Source organism: Citrobacter sp. KTE151 (assembly GCF_000398845.1).
GTDB classification, from domain to species: Bacteria; Pseudomonadota; Gammaproteobacteria; order Enterobacterales; family Enterobacteriaceae; genus Citrobacter; species Citrobacter braakii.
This window is the reverse complement of sequence record NZ_KB976064.1, coordinates 541404-567638: the sequence shown is the minus strand read 5'-3', so window position 1 is coordinate 567638 and position 26235 is coordinate 541404. Positions and strand designations below refer to the sequence as shown.

Sequence of the window (26235 nt, the reverse complement as noted above, 5' to 3'; positions counted from 1 at the left end):
TATACTTATATCCGTCATACATCATATATACGGCGCGATCCGCGCGGCGTACAGACCATGATGAGGAGGATAACCGGGTGACAGCATCACTGATCATACCCCCTGAACAATCTGCAAGCTGTGCTTATTTTTTTGATCTCGATGGGACACTGGCTGAGATCAAACCTTATCCAGACCAGGTCGTTGTCCCTCAGACAATCCTGCAGTTATTACATCAGTTGGCGACGCATAATGCGGGTGCGCTGGCATTGATTTCAGGGCGCTCGATGGTTGAGCTTGACGCGCTTACCACTCCCTTTCGTTTTCCGCTCGCCGGAGTGCATGGGGCAGAGCGCCGTGACATCAATGGTCAAACTCATATAGTGCGCCTGGCTGCGGCAATAGAGCGCGAAGCAGGAGAGCTATTAAGTACCGCCTTGGCGACGATGCCGGGTACAACGCTTGAAGCAAAAGGGATGGCGTTCGCACTGCACTATCGCCAGGCCCCGGAACATGAAGCGGCGCTAATTAATCTGGCTGAGCGCATCACGCACAGATGGCCGCAGTTGGCTTTACAGCACGGAAAATGCGTTGTGGAGATAAAACCAAAGGGTACGAACAAAGGTGACGCAATTGCCGCATTTATGCAGGAAGCACCTTTTGCCGGACGGATCCCCGTTTTTTTTGGTGACGATTTGACGGACGAAACAGGATTTGGCGTGGTTAATCGCGCTGGGGGCATTTCCGTGAAGGTGGGGAATGGAGCGACGCAGGCGACATGGCGTCTGGATGGCGTGAGTGATGTCTGGCACTGGCTGGAACAAATTAACTCTTCGCAGCAAGAATCGAAAGCAACGAATAACAGAAGAGGTGGCTATGAGTCGTTTAGTCGTAGTATCTAATCGTATCGCCTCACCCGATGACAAAGGGAGCGCAGGTGGGCTTGCCGTCGGTGTGCTGGGCGCGTTGAAGGCTGCTGGTGGCCTATGGTTTGGCTGGAGTGGGGACACGGGTAATGAGGACAAACCATTAAAAAAAGTCACGCGTGGCAACATTACCTGGGCTTCGTTTAATTTGAGTGAACAGGATTACGAAGAGTATTACTGCCAGTTTTCCAATGCGGTTTTATGGCCTGCATTTCATTATCGCCTAGATTTGGTGCAGTTTCAGCGTCCTGCATGGGAGGGCTATCAGCGGGTGAATGCCTTGCTGGTAGATAAACTGCTGCCGCTGCTCAACGATGACGACATAATCTGGGTTCATGATTACCATCTGTTGCCGTTTGCCAGCGAACTGCGTAAACGCGGCGTGAATAACCGTATCGGTTTTTTCCTGCACATCCCTTTTCCGACACCGGAAATCTTTAATGCCTTACCCCCACATCAGACGCTACTTGAGCAGATGTGTGATTTTGATTTACTCGGTTTCCAGACCGAGAACGATCGTCAGGCTTTTCTGGATTGCCTGGCAGCCCAGACTCAGGTATCCACTCAGAGCGAGCAGCACCACCGCGCATGGGGAAAAGCGTTTCGTACCCAGGTCTATCCCATCGGTATTGAGCCGGATGAGATCGCCCGCCAGGCTTCCGGACCTTTGCCGCCGAAGCTGGCGCAACTGAAAGCAGAACTCAAAAATGTGCAGAATATCTTCTCCGTTGAGCGTCTGGATTATTCTAAAGGTTTGCCGGAGCGCTTTCAGGCCTATGAGGCTCTGCTGGAACACTATCCGCAGCACCACGGTAAAATTCGCTACACCCAGATAGCGCCAACTTCGCGTGAAGAGGTGCAGGCCTACCAGGATATTCGGCACCAACTGGAGACTGAAGCGGGGAGGATTAACGGTAAATATGGGCAGTTGGGCTGGACGCCGCTCTATTATTTGAACCAGTACTTTGATCGTAAATTGCTGATGAAAATCTTCCGCTACTCTGATGTAGGGCTGGTGACGCCGCTGCGAGATGGTATGAACCTGGTCGCGAAAGAATTCGTGGCCGCGCAGGATCCTGCCAACCCCGGCGTGCTGGTGTTATCACAATTTGCCGGGGCCGCGAATGAGCTAACTGCCGCGCTTATTGTTAATCCTTATGACCGCGACGAAGTGGCTGGCGCATTAAACCAGGCTCTGACGATGCCGCTTGCTGAGCGTATCTCCCGCCACGCTGAGATGCTCGAAACTATCATTAAAAACGATATCGATAACTGGCAGGCGAGGTTCATTTGCGATCTGGAAAAAGTTATCCAACGTCAGAGTAAACAGCCATTGCCAGACAACGTTTCTCCCTGCACTAAACTGGCGTAACGCTCAGAAAACGCAGGTCAATCTCCAGCCAGTGGAACCAGCAGAACATCCACGTGGCTGGCACCGATTACGCTTTTTGCTGAGCAGGAAGCGCGCGAAAAGAAGCTGTGGTTATGGTTGCCATAAATGACCAGATCGACCGCGTGTTTACGGCATACATCCAGAATATGTTCATTCAGTGCCCCATAGGTAATAAAGGTATGCTCAATGGGGTACTGTGCCTCTTTGCTGAGCTTGTCGATAAAATCCTGAGTCTCCTCTTGCATCACTTCACGCAGGTCCTCCAGCATAGGTGCTGCAAACTGATTATACAGTTCAGGGTCTGAGACCAGGGTTATCAGGCTAATACGAGCGTTGACAGGGCGAGCGATTGAAACCGCCTTGGCTAACAACTGCTGGCTTTCAGGGGTGGCGGCAACGGCCACAAGAATGTGTGTATAGCTCATAACTCGCTCCTTTTTTCAAGAATTATGAGAGGGTTTCTCAGCATTGCTCAGCTTACTCCATACTGCAACGTTTCCTTCCTGGATAGTGTGAATGTCATCATGGTTATTCATTAATTATTCTTATAAATAGAATAATTGCGTCATATAAGTTGTAAATACGTTCAGCTTACTTAAGTAAAACTCACCGCTAATGAAAACAATGTGTTAATTAAAAATTAACATAAGTTAACATTTAACGGGTTATCACTACCCGGTATTAATTAATCACCCTTAATATTTAAGTAATTGTTTATAAAGGATTTAATTAAAATAGTGTTTTACATTAAATATGTGATCAAGCTCGCTATTTCACAAGGTGATATTAACGTTTGTGAACAAAATACTATTCGCTTTTATTGCAAGAATATTCGTATGTCAGGAATTGAAATGGCGAACTTGAGATTAAAAAATAAGCAAAGTAAAAGCTGTGCTGATGGATTTATGTTAAGTGTTTAGCTGGTTTATGTGATCTATGTCACATATTCTTCAAATTCGCAGCATAGCTACGTTGTATGTGTAACGGGCGGCGGGTAGAGTTGCGTCGAATTAGGAAAAATCTTAGACATTTGTAAGAATTGATGTGAGCTTGTAAGGGGCGCGGCTTTCTGAAAAGGGAATGTTTAGACAACGCGTAAGTGCCGTCACGCTGCTATGTATTTGACCTTTTGCTTTTTTTTACCGGGCCTTCCCGGCGACATCACGGGGTGCGGTTTCACCGCATGAAAACAATGTTGGTTATTATGGATGCAAATAATGCATACATCCGAGTTGCTGAAACACATCTATGACATCAATTTGTCATATTTATTGCTTGCACAGCGTTTGATCGTTCAGGACAAAGCATCTGCGATGTTTCGCCTTGGTATCAGCGAAGAAATGGCGGACACGTTGGCAACATTAACACTTCCACAAATGGTCAAACTGGCTGAAACAAACCAACTGGTCTGTCATTTCCGTTTCGACGATCACCAGACCGTTACTCGCCTGACGCAAGACTCCCGCGTTGACGATCTTCAGCAAATTCATACCGGTATCATGCTTTCAACGCGACTGTTAAGTGACATCGATGAAGCAGCGCGCAAGAAAAGGGCTTGATGATGAGCGAAAAAAGCATTGTTCAGGAAGCGCGTGATATCCAGCTAGCAATGGAATTAATCACATTGGGCGCCCGTTTGCAAATGCTGGAAAGCGAAACGCAATTAAGCCGTGGCCGACTTATCAAGCTGTATAAAGAATTACGCGGCAGCCCTCCGCCAAAAGGGATGCTGCCTTTCTCCACCGACTGGTTTATGACGTGGGAACAAAACATTCATGCTTCGATGTTTTGCAACGCATGGCAATTCCTGCTCAAAACTGGTTTGTGCAGCGGCGTGGATGCCGTGATCAAAGCGTATCGTTTATACCTTGAGCAGTGCCCGCAGCCAGAAGAAGGGCCACTGCTGGCGTTAACTCGCGCATGGACGTTGGTGCGTTTTGTCGACAGCGGATTGCTGGAGTTGTCCCGATGCAATTGCTGCGGTGGGAATTTTATTACCCACGCTCACCAACCCGCAGGCAGCTTTGCCTGCAGTTTATGCCAACCGCCATCACGCGCCGTAAAAAGACGTAAACTTTCCCAGAATGCTGCCGATATTATTCCACAACTGCTGGATGAACAGATCGAACAGGCTGTTTAACTGATACGGTGTGGACAAACACTCCAGCAGCGGTAAGCGATTACCGCTGCTTTTTTTTGTCCTGACCTCGAGTTAACTGCCCGACTGCGCATCCTGTCATAGTCAATTGCGAAAGGATGATGTCGTGCTTATCTTATTAGGTTACCTGGTTGTTATTGGTACAGTTTTCGGCGGTTACATGATGACCGGCGGACACCTTGGGGCACTCTATCAACCGGCTGAGCTGGTGATTATCGGTGGCGCGGGTATTGGGGCATTCATCGTCGGCAATAACGGGAAAGCCATTAAGGGGACGATGAAAGCCATCCCGATGCTTTTTCGTCGATCAAAATACACCAAAGCGATGTATATGGATCTGCTGGCGCTGTTGTATCGCCTGATGGCCAAGTCACGTCAGCAGGGCATGTTCTCGCTTGAACGCGATATCGAAAACCCCAAAGAGAGTGAAATTTTCGCCAGCTATCCGCGCATTCTTGCTGATGCCGTGATGCTTGATTTCATTGTCGATTATCTGCGTCTGATCATCAGCGGCAACATGAACACGTTTGAAATTGAAGCGCTGATGGATGAAGAGATTGAGACTCACGAAAGTGAGGCCGAAGTCCCGGCCAACAGTCTGGCGATGGTGGGGGATTCATTACCGGCGTTCGGGATCGTGGCGGCGGTCATGGGGGTTGTCCATGCGCTGGCTTCTGCCGATCGTCCGGCGGCTGAACTGGGTTCGCTGATTGCACATGCCATGGTAGGGACATTCCTCGGTATTTTACTGGCCTATGGATTTATTTCTCCGCTTGCCAGCGTTCTGCGCCAGAAAAGCGCTGAAACCACCAAAATGATGCAGTGTGTGAAGATAACTCTGCTCTCCAATCTGAATGGTTACGCGCCGCCAATTGCCGTCGAATTTGGTCGTAAGACTCTGTATTCCAGCGAACGTCCATCGTTTATCGAACTGGAAGAGCATGTTCGTGCGGTGAGAAATCCAACTGCGCAGCAGACGACCGAGGACGCATGAAAAATCAGGCCCATCCCATTATCGTTGTAAAGCGACGCAAGCATAAAGGTCACGGTGGTGGGGCGCATGGTTCGTGGAAAATCGCCTACGCCGATTTTATGACCGCGATGATGGCCTTCTTTCTGGTGATGTGGCTCATTTCCATCTCTAGCCCTAAAGAATTGATCCAGATTGCCGAATATTTCCGTACGCCGCTGGCTACTGCGGTAACCGGGGGAAATCGTATTTCGAATAGCCAAAGTCCCATTCCAGGCGGCGGGGATGATTACACCCAGCAGCAGGGAGAGGTGAACAAGCAGCCGAATATCGATGATCTGAGAAAACGCATGGAACAAAGCCGCTTGAGCAAACTTCGCGGCGATCTCGATCAGTTGATTGAATCTGACCCCAAACTGCGTGCGCTGCGCCCGCATTTGAAAATTGATTTAGTTCAGGAAGGGCTGCGGATACAGATTATCGACAGTCAGAATCGCCCGATGTTTAAAACCGGTAGCGCTGAGGTGGAACCGTATATGCGCGATATCCTGCGAGCCATAGCGCCAGTGCTTAACGGCATTCCTAATCGAATCAGCCTTTCCGGCCATACGGATGATTACCCTTACGCCAATGGTGAAAAAGGGTATAGCAACTGGGAGTTGTCCGCCGATCGCGCTAACGCGTCGCGTCGCGAACTGGTTAGCGGCGGTCTGGATGATGGAAAAGTATTACGTGTGGTAGGTATGGCCGCCACGATGCGTCTGAGCGATCGCGGTCCTGAAGACGCTATCAACCGCCGTATTAGCCTGCTGGTTCTCAATAAGCAGGCGGAAGAGGCCATTTTGCATGAAAACGCTGAAAGCCAGAATGAGCCGGTAAGTGTCTTACAACAGCCAGCGGAACTCCCGCCGGCAAGCGTTCCCACATCGCCACCAGCCAATCCGAGGTGATAGCGTGAGCATGGATATAAGCGATTTTTATCAAACATTTTTTGATGAAGCTGACGAACTGTTGGCTGACATGGAGCAACACCTGCTTGATTTGGTTCCTGAAGCCCCGGATTCCGAACAGCTGAATGCAATTTTTCGTGCTGCGCACTCGATAAAAGGCGGGGCGGGCACCTTCGGCTTTACCATTTTGCAGGAAACGACCCATCTGATGGAAAACCTGCTGGATGAAGCGCGGCGTGGCGAGATGCAGCTCAATGCCGACATTATCAACCTGTTTTTGGAAACGAAAGATATTATGCAGGAACAGCTCGACGCCTATAAAAACTCAGAGGAGCCGGATGCCGCCAGCTTTGAGTACATTTGTAATGCGTTACGACAGCTAGCGCTCGAAGCGAAAGGTGAAACCGCACCGGCAGTCGTCAACACCGCAAAACTGAGCGTTGTTGACAGCGCTGCAATGCAGGAAGAGGCGGTTGCACAGCCTGAGTCTGCAAGTGAAGAGAGCAAGAAACGCATTATTCTCACGCGCCTGAAAGCCAATGAAGTGGATTTACTGGAAGAGGAGCTGGGGAACCTGGCGACCTTAACCGATGTGGTGAAAGGGAGCGACACGTTGTCAGCAACGCTTGATGGCAACCTCGCAGAAGATGACATCATCGCAGTGCTGTGCTTTGTGATTGAAGCTGATCAGATTGAATTCGAAACCGTCAGCGCAGCGCCCGTAGCCGTTGAAACTGAAGCTGAAGCAGAAACGGTAGCCGTTGTCGCGAAGCCGCAGCCGGTTGCCGTTGCGCCAGCGGCGAAAGCCGCCGCCAGCGAAGCGCCAAACGGACGCGCGGAACGCGACAAACCCGCCCGTGCCAGCGAGTCAACCAGCATCCGCGTAGCGGTTGAGAAGGTCGATCAGCTCATTAACCTGGTCGGTGAGTTGGTCATCACCCAGTCTATGCTGGCACAACGTTCTAACGAACTGGATCCCGTCAATCATGGCGATCTCATCACCAGTATGGGTCAGTTACAACGTAACGCCCGCGACTTGCAAGAGTCGGTGATGTCGATTCGTATGATGCCCATGGAGTATGTGTTCAGCCGTTTTCCGCGTCTGGTGCGTGACCTGGCCGGTAAGCTGGGTAAACAGGTCGAACTGACACAGGTGGGAAGCTCAACCGAACTCGACAAGAGCCTGATTGAACGCATCATCGATCCGTTGACGCACCTGGTGCGTAACAGCCTCGATCACGGAATTGAACTGCCAGAAAAACGCCTTGAAGCCGGGAAAAGCCCAATCGGTAATCTGACGCTTTCCGCGGAGCACCAGGGCGGGAATATCTGTATTGAAGTCACCGATGATGGCGCCGGTCTGAACCGTGAACGAATCCTCGCCAAAGCTATCTCCCAGGGGATGCCGATCCACGAAAACATGAGCGATGACGAAGTCGGTATGCTGATCTTCGCTCCGGGCTTCTCGACTGCTGAACAGGTGACGGATGTCTCTGGCCGCGGCGTGGGTATGGATGTGGTGAAGCGAAATATCCAGGAAATGGGGGGCCATGTTGAGATCCAGTCCAAACAGGGACAGGGGACGACTATCCGAATTCTGCTGCCGCTGACGCTGGCGATCCTCGACGGCATGTCCGTGCGCGTGGCCGACGAAGTCTTTATTCTGCCGCTGAATGCCGTTATGGAATCACTGCAACCGCGCGAAGAAGATCTCCATCCGCTGGCCGGAGGAGAGCGCGTGCTGGAAGTGCGTGGCGAATATTTACCGCTGGTTGAGCTGTGGAAAGTCTTTGAGGTTGAAGGCGCAAAAACCGAAGCGACTCAAGGCATTGTGGTGATTTTGCAAAGTGCAGGGCGTCGCTACGCGCTGCTGGTCGATCAGTTAATTGGTCAACACCAGGTGGTCGTCAAAAACCTGGAAAGCAACTACCGCAAAGTGCCAGGTATTTCTGCAGCAACGATCCTCGGCGACGGCAGCGTCGCGCTGATTGTCGATGTCTCTGCATTGCAGGGATTAAACCGCGAACAACGTGTGGCGATCACAGCCGCCTGATTGAGTGAGAAGGGAATAATATGACCGGTATGAGTAATGTAACTAAACTGGCCGGCGAACCGTCAGGTCAGGAATTCCTCGTGTTTACGCTGGGGGATGAAGAGTACGGTATCGATATCCTGAAAGTGCAGGAAATCCGAGGGTACGATCAGGTGACGCGTATTGCTAACACGCCTGCGTTTATCAAAGGTGTCACCAATCTGCGCGGTGTGATTGTGCCGATTGTTGACCTGCGCGTGAAGTTTAGCCAGAGCGATGTGGATTACAACGAAAACACCGTGGTGATTGTGCTGAATCTGGGCCAGCGGGTGGTCGGAATTGTGGTCGATGGCGTCTCGGATGTGCTGTCGCTGACAACGGATCAAATCCGTCCGGCACCGGAATTTGCCGTAACGCTGTCGACGGAATACTTGACGGGACTGGGGGCGCTGGGTGACCGGATGCTGATTCTGGTTAACATTGAGAAGCTGCTCAATAGCGAAGAAATGGCGCTGCTGGATATTGCCGCCAGCCACGTCGCGTAACCGCTATACCATATCCGGCCTACAATCATTGCTGTTGTAGGCCGGATACGCGTAGCGCATCCGGCAGATTTCCCTTTACGCTTCCCGCTCAACCAGCTCCGGTTCTTCTTCCAGTAAACCTTCATCTTGTGCCAGCATCGCCGTTGCAATCCCGTTACCTAATACGTTGATTGCTGAACGTCCCATATCCAGGAAGTGGTCAATACCCATCAGTAACAGAATCCCGGCAACCGGAATATTAAAGCTCGGAATGGTTGCTGCCAGCACCACCAGCGCAGAACGCGGCACGCCGGCAATCCCTTTTGACGCCAGCATCAGCGTCAGCATCAGGACGGTGATTTCTGCAAAGGAGAGGTGAATGTTATAGGCCTGCGCGATAAACATCGAGGCAAATGAACAGTAAACCATCGAGCCGACCAGGTTAAATGAATAACCGATAGGCAATACAAATGACACGATGTTGGGCGAGCAACCAAATTTGGTTAATTGCTCCAGCGTTTTCGGATAGGCGGCTTCCGAGCTGCTGGTAGTAAATGCGACCAGAACCGGATCTTTCAGCATGCTTACCAGACGAAAAACCTCTTTTTTCAGCATGACATAACCGACCGCCAGCAGAACCAGGCAGGTCAGCAAAATAGCCACATAGTAGCCGCCGATGAACGACGCATAGTTAAGCAGGATCCCCAGACCCTGGGTGGAGATAACGGAGGAAATGGCGGCGAAAATGGCCAGCGGCGCAACGTACATCACGTAGCCAGTCACCTTAAGCATAATGTGGGAGACCACATCCAGCGCGGCAACCAGCGGGGCATTGAACTTCTCACCAAGGGATGCGCCACCAATACCGAAGAACATCGAGAACACCACAATTTGCAGGATCTCATTGTTGGCCATCGCCTCGGCTATGCTGGTTGGGATGGTGTGAGTCAGGAAACCTTTCAGGCTCATGCCGCTCACGGCCAGGCCGGTATCAGTGGCTTCCAGCGGGATCGCCAGGTTCAGCCCGCTGCCGGGTTGCTCAAGAGAAACCACAAACAGACCGACCAGAATAGACAATATGGAAGAGCTGATAAACCAGATCATCGCTTTGCCGCCTACGCGCCCGATGGTGGACGTTTCCCCCAGGCGCATAATACCGACGGTCAGGGTGCTGAATACTAAAGGTGCGATCACCATTTTAATCAGGCGCAAAAAGATGTCGGTGAGAAGCGTAATATTATCGGCCCAGGCGGTCACTACGCCGGGGGCGGCATAAGAGTGGATCACCGCCCCTGACAGGATCCCCGCCAACATGAAGATCACGATAAACAACGTGAGTTTGTTTGCATTTGCCACTAAAAAGCCCTCAGTAAGGATTTAACATTTATTGTTCGGTTACTCATTTTTTATATTTATTAATTGGTAACTAAGTATTCATCATATAAATTGAATTAAAGCGCCAGCTGATACAACTTTTTTTAATTTTTTATCCATTTTGTTGTGGTGCAGAGGATATGTATTTGTGATCCTGGTCACGAAATAATGACTATTTCATCCAATATGACCGCGCCCACAGATAAATTTGAATGTTATTCACATGATAATTGTGACGTTTTTATGTGAATGATTTGTGGTTGCCGTACACCCGTCTTCCCCTCCTTCCGCGAGGCTTCACGTCCCTTCAGGATTTCCTTTTCGCAAACGTAAAGTTATCTCAGCGACTGCCGATAACGTTGATAACTCGTTTTCAGGAAGGTGCCTTATGTTTAACCGTATCCGCGTTGTCACAATGCTGATGATGGTGCTGGGGGTTTTCGCACTGCTACAGCTTGTTTCCGGTGGTCTGTTGTTTTCTTCATTGCAGCAGAATCAGCAAAGTTTTGTTATTTCTAACGATCTTCGACAGCAGCAAAGTGAACTCACTTCAACATGGGATCTGATGCTGCAAACACGTATCAATTTAAGCCGTTCTTCTGCACGCATGATGATGGACGCGTCCAACCAGCAAAGCAGCGCGAAAAACGATCTGCTGAAGAATGCGAAAGCATCGTTGGCGCAGGCCGAAAAACATTACGCAAAATTTAAAAACATCACACCGTTACCGGAGATGGCAGAAGCCAGCGGTAACGTTGAGGAGAAATATCAGCAGTACCATGCGGCCTTAACAGAACTGGTTCAGTTTCTGGAGAACGGCAATATGGATGCCTATTTCGCGCAACCGACTCAGGGAATGCAAAACGCGCTTGGTGAGGCGCTGGGCAAGTACGCCAGCGTTAGCGAAAAGCTTTACGCTCAGGCATTCGATAAAAGCGCGCGGGATTACCATTTCGCCCAATGGCAGCTTGGCGTGCTGGCCGTAGTGCTGGTGCTGATTCTGGTGGTGGTGTGGTACGGCATCCGCCATACCCTGCTTAATCCTCTGTCTCGCGTCATTGCCCATATTCGGGAAATCGCCAGCGGTAACCTGACCGCGACCCTGGCCGTCAGCGGTCGTAATGAAATCGGCGAGCTGGCCAGTACGGTTGATCATATGCAGCGCTCGCTGACGGAAACCGTCACCCTGGTGCGTGAAGGTTCTGATGCGATTTATTCCGGGACCAGCGAAATTGCCAGCGGGAACACCGACCTTTCATCTCGTACTGAACAGCAGGCCTCTGCGCTGGAAGAGACCGCAGCCAGCATGGAACAGTTGACCGCAACCGTGAAGCAAAATGCGGACAACGCGCGTCAGGCCTCGCAACTGGCGAAAAGCGCCTCCGATACCGCACAGCATGGCGGCAAAGTGGTTGATAGCGTGGTGAACACCATGCACGAAATCGCCGATAGCTCGAAGAAAATCGCCGACATCATCAGCGTTATTGATGGTATTGCTTTCCAGACCAACATTCTCGCGCTGAACGCGGCGGTTGAAGCGGCGCGTGCCGGTGAACAAGGCCGTGGCTTTGCTGTGGTTGCGGGCGAAGTGCGTAATCTGGCAAGTCGCAGTGCGCAGGCGGCGAAAGAGATCAAAGCGTTGATTGAGGATTCGGTTTCCCGAGTGGATACCGGGTCCGTATTGGTAGAAAGCGCAGGCGAAACGATGAACGACATCGTAAATGCCGTAACGCGGGTGACCGACATTATGGGCGAGATTGCCTCGGCCTCCGACGAGCAAAGCCGGGGGATTGATCAGGTGGCGCTCGCGGTATCCGAGATGGATCGCGTTACGCAGCAGAACGCCTCATTGGTACAGGAATCGGCTGCCGCTGCCGCTGCTCTTGAAGAACAGGCCAGCCGCCTGACGCAGTCGGTGTCGACTTTCCGCCTTGCGTCACGTCCGGCGTCGGCTAAGCCGCGCGATACACGATTACCTGCAACGGCGGCCGCATCCTATCCGCGCCAGAACAATGAACAAGATACGAATTGGGAAACATTTTGACTGATAGTTAAACCGCGGCCAGTGCCGCCCAATGGGAGCGTTGATGTTTAATCGTATTCGAATTTCGACCACGCTGTTTTTGATTTTAATCCTCTGCGGTGTTTTGCAGATTGGCAGTAATGGCTTGTCCTTCTGGGCATTTCGGGACGGTTTTCAGAACCTGAATCAGGTCGAACGAAGTAATCAGCAACGCGCTGCGCTGGCCCAAACCCGCGCTGTGTTATTACAGGCCAGTACGGCCCTTAATAAGGCAGGGACGCTGACCGCCCTGAGCTATCCGCCAGAGGATATCAACACGCTGATGACCCTCGCACGTGATAGCTTGGCGCAGTCTGAATTGATGTTTAAACGCTTTATGGCGACATCGGATACGACGGCACAAGGGAAGGCGCTGTTTGGCGCAACGGAGAAAAGCTTCAGCCAATGGCACAGCGCTCTTGCGCATCAGGCCACCTGGCTTGAAAACAATCAGTTGTCAGATTTTCTGACCGCGCCGGTGCAGGCTGCTCAGGATGCTTTTGATGCAAATGTGAATGCGTGGCAGAGCAACATCGATCGCGTGCTGCAAACGGCAGGAGAGCAGAGCCAGCGAAATTACCATATGTCGGGGGTGATTTTCGCCACCATGGTGGTACTGGCGGCACTGCTCACCAGCGGTGCGCTGTACTGGTCGCGCAAGATGATTGTCCAGCCGCTGGCGATCGTGGGCAGTCATTTCGACAGCATTGCCGCGGGTAATCTGGCCCGGCCGGTAGCGGTTTATGGGCGCAATGAGATCTCAGCCATTTTTGCCAGTCTGAAGAAAATGCAGCAGGCACTGCGTGAAACGGTAAGCGAAGTACGCCAGGGCAGCTCAGCCATGCATAGCGGCATTTCAGAAATCGCGATGGGTAATAACGATTTGTCTTCGCGCACTGAACAGCAGGCGGCCGCGCTGGCGCAAACGGCAGCCAGCATGGAACAACTGACCGCCACCGTAGGACAGAATGCGGATAACGCGCGCCAGGCGTCAGGAATTGCCAAAGGTGCGGCAGATACAGCGCATAAAGGCGGCGAACAGACGTCCCGGGTCGCCAGCACCATGCATGAGATTTCCGCGAGCTCGCAGAAAATTGGCGACATCATCGGCGTGATTGACAGCATTGCCTTTCAGACCAATATCCTCGCGCTGAATGCTGCGGTTGAGGCCGCTCGCGCGGGTGAGCAGGGGCGTGGTTTTGCCGTGGTTGCGGGCGAAGTGCGCAATCTGGCAAGCCGTAGCGCACAGGCGGCGAAAGAAATTAAGGGGCTCATTGAGGAGTCTGTCACCCGAGTGCATCAGGGCTCGCAGTTGGTTGATATGGCAGCGCGCACCATGACGGAAATTGTCAGCTCGGTTACCCGGGTTAACGACATCATGGGCGAGATTGCCTCTGCGTCTGATGAACAGCGCAAAGGCATCGAGCAGGTGGCGCAGGCCGTCAGCCAGATGGACTCCGTGACGCAGCAAAACGCCGGGCTGGTGGAAGAAGCCGCATCCGCCACCGGACAACTTGCCATGCAGGCCGATAATCTTTCTGCCTGTGTCGCATTTTTTAAGCTTGAAGAGCAAACCGTAGCAAAACAAGAATTGGCGCAGCCGCAGGTTGTGCCCGTTGTATCCTGAATGTGATTGAGAAGGCGCTATGACATCATCTCTGCCCCCTGGGCAAACGTCATTATTGTTACAGATGACACAGCGCCTCGCGCTGTCTGACGCGCATTTTCGTCGGATATGTCAATTAATCTACCAGCGTGCGGGGATCGTACTGGCCGACCATAAGCGGGACATGGTTTATAACCGCCTGGTCCGCCGTCTGCGAACCCTGGGACTGGATGACTTTGGTCGCTATCTCAGCATGCTGGAAGCTAACCAGAACAGTGCTGAGTGGCAGGCTTTTATTAACTCCCTGACTACCAATCTGACCGCGTTTTTTCGCGAAGGGCATCATTTTCCAGTGCTGTCAGATCATGCTCGTCGGCGCAGCGGTGAATACCGTGTCTGGAGCGCGGCGGCGTCAACCGGAGAAGAGCCGTACAGCATTGCGATTACGCTCGCTGATACCTTAGGTATGGCTCCGGGCCGCTGGCGTGTTTTTGCCAGCGACATTGATACCGAAGTGCTGGAAAAAGCCAGAAGTGGCATCTACCGCCTTGATGAGCTAAAGACGCTGTCACCGCAGCAGCTACAGCGTTATTTCATGCGTGGCACCGGACCGCATGAAGGACTGGTACGCGTTCGGCAGGAACTGGCGGGGCATGTTGAATTTTCCAGCGTGAATTTACTGGATAAGCAGTACAACGTGCCAGGCCCCTTCGATGCCATATTTTGCCGTAACGTGATGATCTATTTTGATAAAACGACGCAGCAGGACATTTTGCACCGTTTTGTTCCACTTCTTAAACCAGATGGGCTGCTGTTTGCAGGTCATTCAGAAAACTTTAGCAACCTCGTGCGCGAGTTTAGCTTGCGTGGACAGACGGTGTATGCGCATGCGCCAGGTAAGGATAAAGCATGAGTAAAATCAGGGTTTTATCGGTTGATGATTCTGCACTGATGCGTCAAATCATGACCGAAATTATTAACAGCCACAGTGATATGGAAATGGTGGCGACGGCGCCGGATCCGTTGGTTGCCCGGGATTTAATCAAAAAATTCAATCCCGACGTCCTGACGCTGGATGTGGAAATGCCGCGCATGGACGGCCTCGACTTTCTTGAGAAACTGATGCGTCTGCGTCCGATGCCAGTGGTTATGGTCTCTTCGCTGACCGGTAAAGGTTCTGAGGTCACGCTGCGGGCGCTGGAGTTGGGAGCGATTGATTTTGTCACCAAACCACAGTTGGGGATCCGTGAAGGGATGTTGGCCTACAGCGAAATGATCGCTGAGAAGATCCGCACCGCGTCGCGGGCAAAACTGGCGGCCCACAAACCCATGACGGCACAGGTGACCTTGAAAGCGGGGCCGTTACTCAGTTCTGAAAAACTGCTGGCGATTGGCGCCTCAACCGGAGGAACAGAGGCAATTCGCCATGTACTCCAGCCATTGCCGCTTTCAAGTCCCGGTATTCTTATTACCCAGCATATGCCGCCAGGATTTACCCGCTCATTTGCCGAGCGTCTGAACAAACTGTGTCAGATCACCGTGAAAGAGGCTGAGGACGGGGAGCGCGTGCTTCCAGGGCATGCGTATATCGCCCCTGGTGACAAGCATATGGAACTGGCGCGCAGCGGGGCGAACTACCAGATCAAAATTCATGATGGTCCACCGGTTAACCGGCATCGACCTTCAGTGGATGTGCTGTTCCATTCGGTGGCAAAACATGCGGGGCGTAATGCTGTGGGAGTGATCCTGACGGGTATGGGCAACGATGGCGCCGCCGGAATGTTAGCGATGAACCAGGCGGGTGCCTGGACCATTGCGCAAAACGAAGCAAGTTGTGTGGTGTTCGGCATGCCGCGCGAGGCCATCAATATGGGTGGCGTCAGCGAAGTGGTCGATCTTAGCCAGGTAAGCCAGCAAATGCTGGCGAAAATCAGTGCCGGACAGGCAATACGTATTTGAATCAGGAGTTTATTTTTTATGGCGGATAAAGAGCTTAAGTTTTTGGTTGTGGATGACTTTTCCACCATGCGTCGCATCGTGCGTAACCTTCTCAAAGAACTGGGTTTCAACAATGTTGAAGAGGCCGAAGACGGCGTGGACGCGCTGAATAAGCTGCAGGCTGGGGGATTTGGTTTTGTCATTTCCGACTGGAATATGCCGAACATGGATGGCCTGGAACTGCTGAAAACCATTCGTGCTGATGGCGGAATGTCCGCCCTGCCGGTGCTGATGGTTACGGCGGAAGCGAAGAAAGAGAATATCATTGCGGCGGCACAGGCTGGCGCCAGTGGTTATGTCGTGAAACCGTTCACGGCGGCGACGCTAGAAGAGAAACTCAATAAAATCTTTGAGAAACTGGGCATGTGAGGGTGTGATAATGATGATGCAACCACAAATTAAACCTGCTGACGAACATTCAGCCGGGGACATCATCGCGCGCATCGGCAGTTTGACCCGAATGCTGCGCGACAGCCTGCGTGAACTGGGGCTGGATCAGGCCATTGCCGAAGCGGCAGAAGCGATTCCCGATGCCCGCGATCGTCTCGATTACGTTGTGCAGATGACCGCACAGGCGGCAGAGCGTGCGCTGAACAGTGTGGAAGCTTCGCAGCCGCACCAGGACGCGATGGAAAAAGGGGCCAAAGACCTGACCAAACGCTGGGATGAATGGTTCGAAAATCCGATCGAGCTGTCTGACGCCCGTGAACTGGTCACCGATACCCGCCAGTTCCTGGGTGATGTGCCAGGGCATACCAGCTTTACTAACGCTCAACTGCTGGACATCATGATGGCGCAGGATTTCCAGGACCTCACCGGTCAGGTCATCAAGCGCATGATGGATGTTATCCAGGAGATTGAGCGTCAGCTGCTGATGGTTCTGCTGGAAAACATTCCAGAGCAGGGCGCTCGTCCAAAACGTGAAAACGAAAGCTTGCTTAACGGCCCGCAGGTTGACACCTCAAAAGCCGGCGTGGTGGCAAGTCAGGATCAGGTTGACGACCTGCTGGATAGCCTCGGGTTCTGATCCGTAGCGTTTTTATTTGCTGGCCCGGCAGGCGCTCGCCGCCGGGCATTCTAACCGATAACGGCTTGCGCGTTATCCGGCCTACAGATACCTATCGTTCTCTTTATTTACTATCCATTTTACGGTGACGTTGCCAGAACGGGTTCGAACGCTGCATACCGAGCGCGGCGCTTCTGTGGATCCCGCAGGGTTATTGGGCCGCCAGTCGGCACAATGTGCCCTGCACTATGATTCGTACACGGTTGAATGCCTGGATGACGTGGGTTCATCTGCACGGCGTATATCCTCTTTTTTATGCCATAACTTGGCGGTTATTTGCCGAAATGATGCTGAGGTCACAGCAGGTTACGCCTGAGTGACAGTGCGATATATAGACTTGTCATAATAATTGCAGTTAAATGGTTATCGGTGCAAGGCAATATATTATGTCAGTAGGTTATTTATCGATATCCCGAGTGTTTTTACTCGAATAGCGGCGGGGGAGATATGCGAATTTTACGTGAGAATGATTTTTTTCATTCAGAGCAACATGCGTTTTGTCTTTTTTCGATGAATAACCAATTAATGGAAGGTGTGCACGGGCATGATTTTGATGAACTGGTGATTGTCCGTAGCGGTAGCGGGTTTCATATTATTAATGACCTGGTTCGTTTTATCTGCCAGGGTGACTTTTTTTTAGTGACCGCTAACGATACCCATAGTTATGTTTCAACTAATAATCTGTCGGTTATTAATATATTGATTCGTCGCCCGCGCAGTTTTCATTTTTTACAGCACATTGATAATTTGCTCGATTGTATAAAAGAAAAACTTCTACAGCCTACCGCGCTGGCGCTAACTCAGGGAGCGCTGGCGCGTATTGAGGTATTGAGCCAGGAGATAATCTCACGTAACGAGAGTAACTATGACGTGCTCTATTTTTCATTGTGTGAAGTCGCTTTGCTGAACATCATCAACACGCTTTGCCAGTGCGACCGCCAAACTGAGGCGCTTAGCCCTGATGAGCGAGGGCGAGCCAACCTGATCCGTATGCTCAAGACCAGTAGCTTGCGTCATTTGGACTGGAATGTGTTGAGTGATGATAACGGTGTCGCCAGGCGTACGATGTATCGCTTAATTAAGCGAGTGACCGGTTATACTCCGGTTAAATTCCAGATGTTGTATCGTGTATTAAAAGCTCAAGAATTACTGCGCACTACGGATAAAACCATCAGTGAAATTGCGGCACGTTGTGGTTTTATGAATGCGATCAGGTTGACTGAATCGTACCGACGGTATTTTCATTATCCTCCAAGCCATGAACGTGAACTTCATTCACGAGTTTTAATAGCGATTTAATTGTTAGGTTAATAACAATAAAAAATTATTACTACCATCCATCGTGACGGGGGTAGGCCATACGCTTATTTCTCGCCTTACTATCTGTAAATTTAAGGGAATCGTTATGTCAAAAAATAAAACACCTAACCCCTGGTATATTGGGGTGGTGTCTGGAATGGCATCATATATTGATTCGGCGGCTATTGTTTCCAGTGGTACAGCCTTAGTCATTTATCAAAAAACAATGGGTATTACTGCACTACAAATTGGCATTTTATCTGGATTATTAACGCTGAGTATTGCCGCTGGGGCTTTTGGTGGCGGTCGTCTTGGAGACCGTATTGGTCGTCGTAATGTTTTTATTATTACGATGGCGATGATTTTTATCGGCACGCTGGCGCTGGCCTTTGGTTTGAACTTCCCGTTCCTGGTGCTGGGCACACTCTTGGTGGGGCTGGCGACAGGGGCTGATTTACCCGTCTCTCTGGCGACTATCTCCGAAGCGGCGAACGATGAAAACCGCGGCAAGATTATCGGCTTGTCCAATTTACTCTGGCTGGTGGGAATTGGCGCCACGATGGGGATCTCCGCTATCGTCGGCGACTGGGGGCTGATTGGCGCGCAAATCATGTATATGCACGTTGGGCTGGTGGCGGTTGTGCTGATGATCCTGCGTTGGTCTATCCCTGAGTCGCCGCTGTGGTTGGCGGCAAAGGATGAACTGCGTCGTGGCATCGCCACCGTGCGGGCGCAGAAAACCGGCTGGCGCGATCTGCTCGAAGGCAAATACCTGTGGCCGTTTATCTCGCTGTGCATCTTTTATACCTTCACCAATCTGGCGGCCAATACCGGCGGGCAGTTTGGGGCTTATGTAGCGGTAAATGTGGTGGGCATTTCGGTCAGCACGCACTCGCTGTGGGGGCTGTTGATTCTGCCAGTGAGCGTGGCGTCTGGGTTGATGTTTATGCGCGTCGTTGATACCTCAAAACGGGTTCCATTCTTTATTTTTGGCGCGGTGATGATGTCCGGTGGTTATTTCGTGCCGGTACTGTTTAATTTCTCGCCGCTCTCCTGGTTCTGCTGCCTGCTGTTTACCAATATCGGCACAGGATTTGCCTTCGAAGGCATCATGAAAGTGTGGGCGCAAGAGTCATTCCCCACCATGCTACGCGCCACCGCGCAAGGAGTGATTGTCGGTGTCGCCCGTCTGACCTGCGGCTTGTTGGCGTTCGTCACTCCTGTGCTGTTGAGCGCGGGGCCAGTGGTTCTTTATTGCCTGCTGACGGCGATTGTGGCGATAGGCATGGTTATCGGATGGCTGTGCTTCCACGGCAAGCAACGTAATGAATTTAATGCAGAAACAGAAATGGTGGTGACGCCTGATAACGGACAGGCGTCGCACGATACTTTGCGGGCCAAAGCCTGAATATGAGCCACTGAGGGAAAAATTATGTTGGCAGTAGAAAAGATTACGCTCAACTATGAAACCACGCTGACGGGCTGCGAAACGCTGCCGGTTTTCGGCTGGATAATCACCAGTACCTTGCGCGATGTACAGCAGCGTAGCTGGCGTTTGCAGCTGTCGGCGCAAGAAGATTTTGCCCAATGCCTGTTTGACAGCGGCGAAATGCACGATGACCGCTCCAGTAATATCGAATTGCCCGACGTCGCCTGCCAGCACTCGACGCGCTATTTTGTGCGGGTGCATATTACCGACAACCACGGTGAAGAGAGCGGCTGGAGCCCGGCGGCAACGTTTATTACCGGCCTGCCAGCGCAAGCGTGGCAAGGGGTGTTTATCTCGGCTGAAACGCCGCAGGATAAAGACAACTCAAAAGGCACGTTGTTGCGCCATGCGTTCAGTTTGCCCGACGGTGATGACATTGTTTCGGCGGTGGTACATGCCAGCGCGCTGGGGCTGTATCAACTGTGGATCAACGGCGAAAAAGTCGGGCGTGATGAGTTATCGCCCGGCTGGACGAGCTACCACCACCATCTGTTGTATCAAACCTGGGATGTGACCGAGCACCTGCGAGAAGGCGAAAACGTGATTGGCGCGATGGTGGGAGCGGGTTGGTATAAAGGGGATATGAGCTTCAACCGCTATCGCAACTATTACGGCCAGCAGACGGGGTTTATTTGCCATATGGTGGTGACGCTCCGCGATGGTAGCCAGCGGATAATCGCCACGGATGCACACTGGCAGGGCTGCGATGACGCTATTTTGTTTGCTGAAATTTATGATGGCGAAGTGTATGACGCACGTCGGGAGCAGCGCGGCTGGAGCGAGCCTGCGTTTAGCGCCGGGCATTGGCGCGCGGTGACGACGCTTGCGGCAGAGACGTCGGTGCTGCAACCGCAAACGGCCTGCCCGGTACAAGAAATAGAACGGCTTGCGCCGTGCTCAATCATCACGACGCCAAAAGGCGAGACGGTGCTTGATTTTGGCCAGAACCTCAGCGGCTGGGTGGAGTTTCGGGTGCGCGGTGCGGCAGGTGAGCGCGTGGTGCTGCGCCATTTTGAAGTGCTGGATGCCGAAGGCAATGTTTATCTGGCGAACCTGCGCACCGCCAAACAGTGCATTGATTACACCTTACGCGGCGAGGGTGAAGAATGTTTTCACCCGCATTTTACCTTTCAGGGTTTCCGTTATGTGCTGATTGAACGTTGGCCTGGCACGCCGACGCGGGATGATTTTGTCGCGGTCGTGCTGCATTCCGCGATGACGCCGACGGGTCACATTGAAACCTCAAACGCGGATCTCAACCAACTACATCACAACATCATGTGGGGGCTTAAGGGCAATTTCGTCGATATCCCAACCGACTGCCCGCAGCGCGATGAACGTCTGGGATGGACGGGCGATGCGCAAATTTTCTGCCGCACCGCGAGTTATCTGATGCAGACGCGCACTTTTTTTGCCAAATGGCTGACCGATCTTCAGCATGACCAAACGCCGGAGGGCGGTGTGCCGCACGTCATCCCCGATATCCTCACCGGCAAATGCGACAACGACCGCTTTTTATCCCACGGGCGCACCCATTCCGCCGCCGCCTGGGCCGATGCGGCGGTGATTAACCCATGGACGCTGTACCTGATGTACGGCGATAAACAGACGCTGGCCCGCCAGTACGACAGCATGAAAGCCTGGGTGGAGTTTATGCATGACAACGCTGTTGAGAACCAGTGGTCGTGGAAACTGCAGTTTGGCGATTGGGTTGCGCTGGATGCCAAAGAGGGCAGCTATTTTGGCGCAACGCCGAATGAACTGACCTGCATGGCCTACTATGCGTTGTCCACGCTGCTGCTGGCGAAATCAGCCAAAGCACTGGGAAATGACGTTGATCACACCCATTATCAGGCGCTGCATACCGCGATTGTCGAAAGCTTCCGCAATGAGTTTTTTACCGCCACCGGGCGGCTGGCGGCGCGCACGCAAACGGCGCATATTCTGGCGCTTTACTTCCAGTTAGTGCCGGACGCGCACCGCGAGCGCACCGTGCAAACGCTGCTGGAACTGCTGGCGGAAAATGACGGTCATCTGGTGACGGGGTTTGTCGGCACACCCTATTTCTGTCACGCATTGAGCGAAAACGGGCAGGCCGACGCGGCGTGGCAATTGCTGATGAAAGAGGACTTCCCAAGCTGGTTGTATCAGGTAAAGGCCGGGGCGACGACGATTTGGGAACACTGGGATGGCGTGAAACCGGACGGCACAATGTGGAGCCCGGACATGAACTCCTTCAACCATTATGCCTACGGGGCGATCGGTGAATGGCTGTATCGCGTGGCGGCGGGAATAAATACCGAAGAACACGCGCCGGGCTTTAAATCTTCGGTACTGCGGCCTATTCCGGGCGGTGGCCTGACATGGCTGAAAGCGCGATACGGCTCGGTATATGGTGATATTGCCGTCCACTGGACGCAGGAACCGGCGCGCGATGGCTTACAGTCCATCACCCTTGAGGTAGATATTCCGCCGAATACTCACTCAATGGTGATCCTTGATGGCGCACAAACGCTGCTCGATACCGATGGCCTCGACTTCGCGCCAGTAGACGGCGGCTATAGCGCGCAGGTGGGATCGGGCCATTATCGCGTTATCTGGCAGCGCTAACCGCGTGGTTGTCACGGCAGCGTTCGCGCTGTCGTGGCAAACGAACGCTCGAATTCCTCTGTTTTCGTTTCGCTATTCGACGCATTGGCAATGGTTGCGGTCGCGATAATACTCGTGACCGTGACGACGAGAGTAATGCCGTGGCAGAAGAAAGCGACGACGACAAAACAGAAGCCCCCACACCCCACCGACTTGAAAAAGCACGGGAAGAAGGGCAAGTCCCCCGATCCAAAGAACTGACCTCACTGCTTATTTTGCTGGTGGGCGTGTGCATTATCTGGATTGGCGGGGAGTCGCTTGCCCGCAGACTGGCCGGTATGCTGTCGGCCGGATTACGTTTTGACCACAGTATGGTCAATGACCCTAACCTGATCCTCAGCCAAATCATCCTGCTGATTAAAGACGCGATGATTGCGCTGTTACCGTTGATTACCGGCGTCGTTCTGGTGGCATTAATCTCCCCGGTGATGCTTGGCGGCTTGATTTTCAGCGGTAAATCTCTGCAGCCCAAGTTCTCTAAGCTGAATCCGTTGCCGGGCATTAAACGCATGTTTTCAGCGCAAACCGGAGCGGAACTGCTCAAAGCGATACTGAAGTCCACGCTGGTGGGGAGCGTGGCCGGATTTTATCTCTGGCATAACTGGCCGGCGATGATGCGTTTGATGGCGGAATCGCCGATTACGGCGATGGGCAACGCTCTGGATTTAGTTGGCATGTGCGCGCTGTTGGTGGTGCTTGGCGTTATTCCGATGGTGGGGTTCGACGTTTTTTTCCAGATTTACAGCCATCTGAAAAAGCTGCGCATGTCGCGTCAGGATATTCGTGACGAATTTAAGCAAAGCGAAGGCGACCCGCACGTTAAGGGCAAAATACGCCAAATGCAGCGCGCGGCCGCGCAGCGTCGCATGATGGCGGATGTGCCGAAAGCGGACGTGATTGTTACCAACCCCACGCACTATTCGGTGGCGTTGAAGTATGACGAGAACAAAATGAGCGCGCCGAAAGTTGTTGCCAAAGGCGCGGGGCTGGTGGCGCTGCGCATTCGTGAGATTGGAGCTGAACATCGAGTCCCTACGTTAGAAGCGCCGCCGCTGGCGCGTGCGCTATACCGTCATGCTGAGATTGGTCAACAAATACCGGGTCAATTATATGCCGCCGTTGCCGAAGTGCTGGCATGGGTATGGCAGCTAAAACGCTGGCGTCTCGCCGGCGGCAAGCGTCCACCACAACCTGAAAACCTTCCGGTGCCTGAAGCACTGGATTTCATGAACGAGAAGAATACTGATGGCTAATCTGGTCGCGATGTTGCGTTTGCCCAGCAACCTGAAATCCACGCAACTGCAAATCCTTGCCGGACCGATCCTTATCCTGCTGATCCTGTCGATGATGGTGTTGCCGTTGCCGGCTTTCGTCCTCGATTTGCTGTTCACGTTTAACATTGCACTGTCAATCATGGTGCTGCTGGTGGCGATGTTCACCCAGCGTACGCTGGAGTTTGCCGCATTCCCGACGATTTTGCTGTTTACCACATTATTACGCCTCGCCCTGAACGTTGCGTCGACGCGTATCATTTTAATGGAAGGGCATACCGGCGCGGCGGCGGCGGGAAAGGTGGTTGAAGCTTTTGGTCACTTCCTGGTGGGCGGTAACTTTGCGATCGGTATCGTGGTCTTCGTTATTCTCGTCATTATCAACTTTATGGTTATCACCAAAGGTGCCGGACGTATCGCCGAGGTTGGCGCGCGCTTTGTGCTGGATGGTATGCCCGGCAAGCAGATGGCGATTGATGCGGATTTGAATGCGGGTCTGATTGGCGAAGATGAAGCCAAAAAACGACGCTCGGAGGTGACGCAGGAAGCGGATTTCTACGGCTCTATGGACGGTGCGAGTAAATTCGTACGTGGAGATGCCATCGCCGGTATTTTGATCATGGTGATCAACGTGGTCGGCGGTCTGTTAGTCGGGGTGTTGCAGCATGGTATGAGCATGGGTAGCGCAGCGGAAAGTTATACCCTGCTGACCATCGGTGACGGGCTGGTGGCGCAAATTCCTGCGCTGGTAATCTCCACCGCGGCGGGGGTTATCGTGACCCGCGTGAGTACCGACCAGGATGTAGGCGAACAGATGGTGACCCAACTGTTCAGTAATCCTAGTGTCATGCTGCTTAGTGCGGCGGTGCTTGGTCTTTTGGGTCTGGTTCCGGGCATGCCGAACCTGGTGTTTTTGATGTTTACCGCCGCGTTACTGGGTCTGGCCTGGTGGATGCGTGGTCGTGAGCAAAAAGCTCCCGATGAGCCGCAGCCGGTGAAAATGCCGGAAAACAACTCCGTGGTGGAAGCAACATGGAATGATGTACAGCTGGAGGATTCACTGGGGATGGAGGTAGGCTACCGCCTGATCCCAATGGTGGACTTTCAGCAAGATGGCGAGTTGCTGGGACGAATCCGCAGTATTCGTAAGAAATTTGCCCAGGATATGGGTTTTCTGCCGCCAGTGGTACATATTCGCGACAATATGGATCTGCAGCCGGCCCGCTATCGTATTTTGATGAAAGGGGTGGAAATTGGCAGCGGTGACGCCTATCCGGGACGCTGGCTGGCCATTAACCCTGGTACTGCCGCCGGGTCACTGCCGGGCGAGAAAACGGTCGATCCGGCTTTCGGTCTGGACGCTATCTGGATTGAAAGCGCATTGAAGGAACAGGCGCAGATTCAGGGCTTTACGGTTGTTGAAGCCAGTACCGTTGTCGCCACGCACCTTAATCACCTGATTGGGCAGTTCGCTGCTGAGCTGTTTGGCCGTCAGGAGGCGCAACAGCTACTGGACCGCGTCTCGCAGGAGATGCCAAAACTGACAGAAGACCTGGTTCCGGGCGTCGTGACGCTCACTACGCTGCATAAAGTGCTGCAGAACTTACTGGATGAGAAAGTACCGATTCGCGATATGCGCACCATTCTCGAAACGCTGGCTGAACATGCACCGCTGCAAAACGATCCACATGAGCTTACCGCGGTGGTACGTGTTGCGTTGGGGCGCGCCATCACTCAGCAGTGGTTCCCGGGTAATGAAGAGGTTCAGGTTATCGGCCTTGATACCCCGCTCGAACGTTTGCTTCTGCAGGCGCTGCAGGGCGGCGGCGGTCTGGAGCCAGGTCTTGCAGACCGACTGCTGGCCCAGACTCAGGAAGCGCTGTCCCGTCAGGAAATGTTGGGTGCGCCGCCGGTCTTGCTGGTCAACCACGCGTTGCGTCCGTTACTGGCACGCTTTTTACGTCGCAGCATTCCGCAACTGGTGGTGTTATCGAACATGGAGCTGTCTGACAACCGCCATATCCGTATGACGGCGACTATTGGAGGTAAGTAATGCGTAAATTACTGTGGTTGTTGTTTTTTCCTCTGGTAGCGCAGGCTGCCGGAGAAGGCGCCTGGCAGGCCAGCGGCATGGGGATTACTTTAAATCACCGCGGCCAGTCAGCCTCGTCTTCACCTCTGACGCCCAGCCAGCCGGTCTCGGGGTTGATGACGCTGGTGGCCTGGCGCTATGAGCTCAATGGCCCAACGCCTGCGGGTTTACGGGTGCGTTTATGTTCTCAGTCCCGCTGTGTTGAGCTGGACGGGCAAAGCGGGACCACCAACGGATTCAATAATGTTCCCGCCATCGAACCGATGCATTTTGTCTGGGAAGTACCCGGTGGCGGTCGCCTGATCCCCGCCTTGCAAGTTCAGAGCAATCAGGTGATTGTGAACTATCGTTAACGCCTCCCTTCATTCCGGCCAGCAGCAGAAACTGCTGGCTGCTT

At 52.7% G+C, this 26235-nt stretch carries 22 protein-coding genes; 20 read left to right on the top strand and 2 right to left on the bottom strand.

What is annotated here, in order from left to right:
• The first annotated feature begins 77 nt into the window (after window positions 1-77).
• Complete coding sequence (gene otsB / locus WC7_RS12035) at window positions 78-881, top strand: trehalose-phosphatase (RefSeq protein ID WP_016153447.1); 804 nt, start codon at window positions 78-80, stop codon at window positions 879-881.
• The gene (otsA, locus tag WC7_RS12040; protein ID WP_016153446.1) at window positions 856-2277 is read left to right on the top strand and encodes an alpha,alpha-trehalose-phosphate synthase; all 1422 of its coding nucleotides are present in this window, start codon (window positions 856-858) and stop codon (window positions 2275-2277) included. The genes otsB and otsA overlap by 26 nt, the downstream gene beginning before the upstream one ends.
• A 17-nt stretch (window positions 2278-2294) precedes the next feature.
• Here the strand turns inward: otsA and uspC are convergent, their stop codons facing one another.
• Entirely contained in the window at window positions 2295-2723 is a 429-nt protein-coding gene (gene uspC / locus WC7_RS12045) for a universal stress protein UspC (RefSeq protein ID WP_016153445.1), read from the bottom strand.
• A 792-nt stretch (window positions 2724-3515) separates the two neighbouring features.
• Here uspC and flhD point away from each other — a divergent pair.
• From flhD to cheW, 6 genes are all read left to right on the top strand, one after another.
• Window positions 3516-3857, top strand: a complete 342-nt coding sequence (flhD, locus tag WC7_RS12050; RefSeq protein ID WP_016153444.1) for a flagellar transcriptional regulator FlhD — start codon at window positions 3516-3518, stop codon at window positions 3855-3857.
• Window positions 3854-4438, top strand: coding sequence for a flagellar transcriptional regulator FlhC (flhC, locus tag WC7_RS12055; protein ID WP_085951062.1), 585 nt, complete (start codon window positions 3854-3856; stop codon window positions 4436-4438). The genes flhD and flhC overlap by 4 nt, the downstream gene beginning before the upstream one ends.
• Window positions 4439-4562: 124 nt before the next feature.
• Complete coding sequence (gene motA, locus WC7_RS12060) at window positions 4563-5450, top strand: flagellar motor stator protein MotA (protein WP_016153442.1); 888 nt, start codon at window positions 4563-4565, stop codon at window positions 5448-5450.
• On the top strand, window positions 5447-6376 hold the full coding sequence (gene motB / locus WC7_RS12065; RefSeq protein ID WP_016153441.1) for a flagellar motor protein MotB: 930 nt from the start codon (window positions 5447-5449) through the stop codon (window positions 6374-6376). The genes motA and motB overlap by 4 nt, the downstream gene beginning before the upstream one ends.
• 4 nt (window positions 6377-6380) lie before the next feature.
• A complete protein-coding gene (cheA, locus tag WC7_RS12070; protein WP_016153440.1) occupies window positions 6381-8429 on the top strand; it encodes a chemotaxis protein CheA in 2049 nt (682 codons plus the stop codon).
• Between the two features lie 20 nt (window positions 8430-8449).
• A complete protein-coding gene (cheW, locus tag WC7_RS12075; RefSeq protein ID WP_003034638.1) occupies window positions 8450-8953 on the top strand; it encodes a chemotaxis protein CheW in 504 nt (167 codons plus the stop codon).
• A 75-nt stretch (window positions 8954-9028) separates the two neighbouring features.
• On the opposite strand, the gene WC7_RS12080 is transcribed toward cheW, so the two are convergent.
• A complete protein-coding gene (locus WC7_RS12080; protein WP_016153439.1) occupies window positions 9029-10288 on the bottom strand; it encodes a dicarboxylate/amino acid:cation symporter in 1260 nt (419 codons plus the stop codon).
• 406 nt (window positions 10289-10694) lie between these two features.
• On the opposite strand from WC7_RS12080, the gene tar reads away from it, so the two are divergent.
• The 12 genes from tar (at window position 10695) to flhe (ending at window position 26191) form a co-directional block, all read left to right on the top strand.
• On the top strand, window positions 10695-12350 hold the full coding sequence (gene tar, locus WC7_RS12085; protein WP_016153438.1) for a methyl-accepting chemotaxis protein II: 1656 nt from the start codon (window positions 10695-10697) through the stop codon (window positions 12348-12350).
• Between the two features lie 43 nt (window positions 12351-12393).
• Window positions 12394-13995, top strand: a complete 1602-nt coding sequence (gene tap, locus WC7_RS12090) for a methyl-accepting chemotaxis protein IV (RefSeq protein WP_016153437.1) — start codon at window positions 12394-12396, stop codon at window positions 13993-13995.
• Window positions 13996-14014: 19 nt separating this feature from the next.
• Window positions 14015-14887 carry a protein-glutamate O-methyltransferase CheR gene (cheR, locus tag WC7_RS12095; protein ID WP_016153436.1) on the top strand — a complete coding sequence of 291 codons (873 nt, stop codon included), beginning with the start codon at window positions 14015-14017 and terminating at the stop codon, window positions 14885-14887.
• Window positions 14884-15933 (top strand): protein-glutamate methylesterase/protein-glutamine glutaminase, encoded by a 1050-nt coding sequence (locus WC7_RS12100; protein WP_016153435.1) that lies wholly within the window; start codon window positions 14884-14886, stop codon window positions 15931-15933. Before cheR ends, WC7_RS12100 begins: the two co-directional genes overlap by 4 nt.
• A gap of 18 nt (window positions 15934-15951) precedes the next feature.
• Window positions 15952-16341 carry a chemotaxis response regulator CheY gene (gene cheY / locus WC7_RS12105; RefSeq protein WP_016153434.1) on the top strand — a complete coding sequence of 130 codons (390 nt, stop codon included), beginning with the start codon at window positions 15952-15954 and terminating at the stop codon, window positions 16339-16341.
• Between the two features lie 13 nt (window positions 16342-16354).
• On the top strand, window positions 16355-16999 hold the full coding sequence (gene cheZ, locus WC7_RS12110; RefSeq protein ID WP_029139578.1) for a protein phosphatase CheZ: 645 nt from the start codon (window positions 16355-16357) through the stop codon (window positions 16997-16999).
• Between the two features lie 486 nt (window positions 17000-17485).
• Window positions 17486-18337: a helix-turn-helix domain-containing protein gene (locus WC7_RS12115; RefSeq protein WP_016153432.1), complete on the top strand. Its 852-nt coding sequence runs from the start codon at window positions 17486-17488 to the stop codon at window positions 18335-18337.
• Between the two features lie 106 nt (window positions 18338-18443).
• On the top strand, window positions 18444-19745 hold the full coding sequence (locus WC7_RS12120) for an MFS transporter (RefSeq protein ID WP_016153431.1): 1302 nt from the start codon (window positions 18444-18446) through the stop codon (window positions 19743-19745).
• A gap of 24 nt (window positions 19746-19769) precedes the next feature.
• Window positions 19770-22436: an alpha-L-rhamnosidase gene (locus WC7_RS12125; RefSeq protein ID WP_016153430.1), complete on the top strand. Its 2667-nt coding sequence runs from the start codon at window positions 19770-19772 to the stop codon at window positions 22434-22436.
• A gap of 140 nt (window positions 22437-22576) precedes the next feature.
• Entirely contained in the window at window positions 22577-23728 is a 1152-nt protein-coding gene (flhB, locus tag WC7_RS12130) for a flagellar biosynthesis protein FlhB (protein WP_016153429.1), read from the top strand.
• Window positions 23721-25799, top strand: a complete 2079-nt coding sequence (gene flhA, locus WC7_RS12135) for a flagellar biosynthesis protein FlhA (RefSeq protein ID WP_016153428.1) — start codon at window positions 23721-23723, stop codon at window positions 25797-25799. Before flhB ends, flhA begins: the two co-directional genes overlap by 8 nt.
• Window positions 25799-26191 carry a flagellar protein FlhE gene (gene flhe, locus WC7_RS12140; protein WP_016153427.1) on the top strand — a complete coding sequence of 131 codons (393 nt, stop codon included), beginning with the start codon at window positions 25799-25801 and terminating at the stop codon, window positions 26189-26191. The genes flhA and flhe overlap by 1 nt, the downstream gene beginning before the upstream one ends.
• Window positions 26192-26235 lie beyond the last annotated feature (44 nt).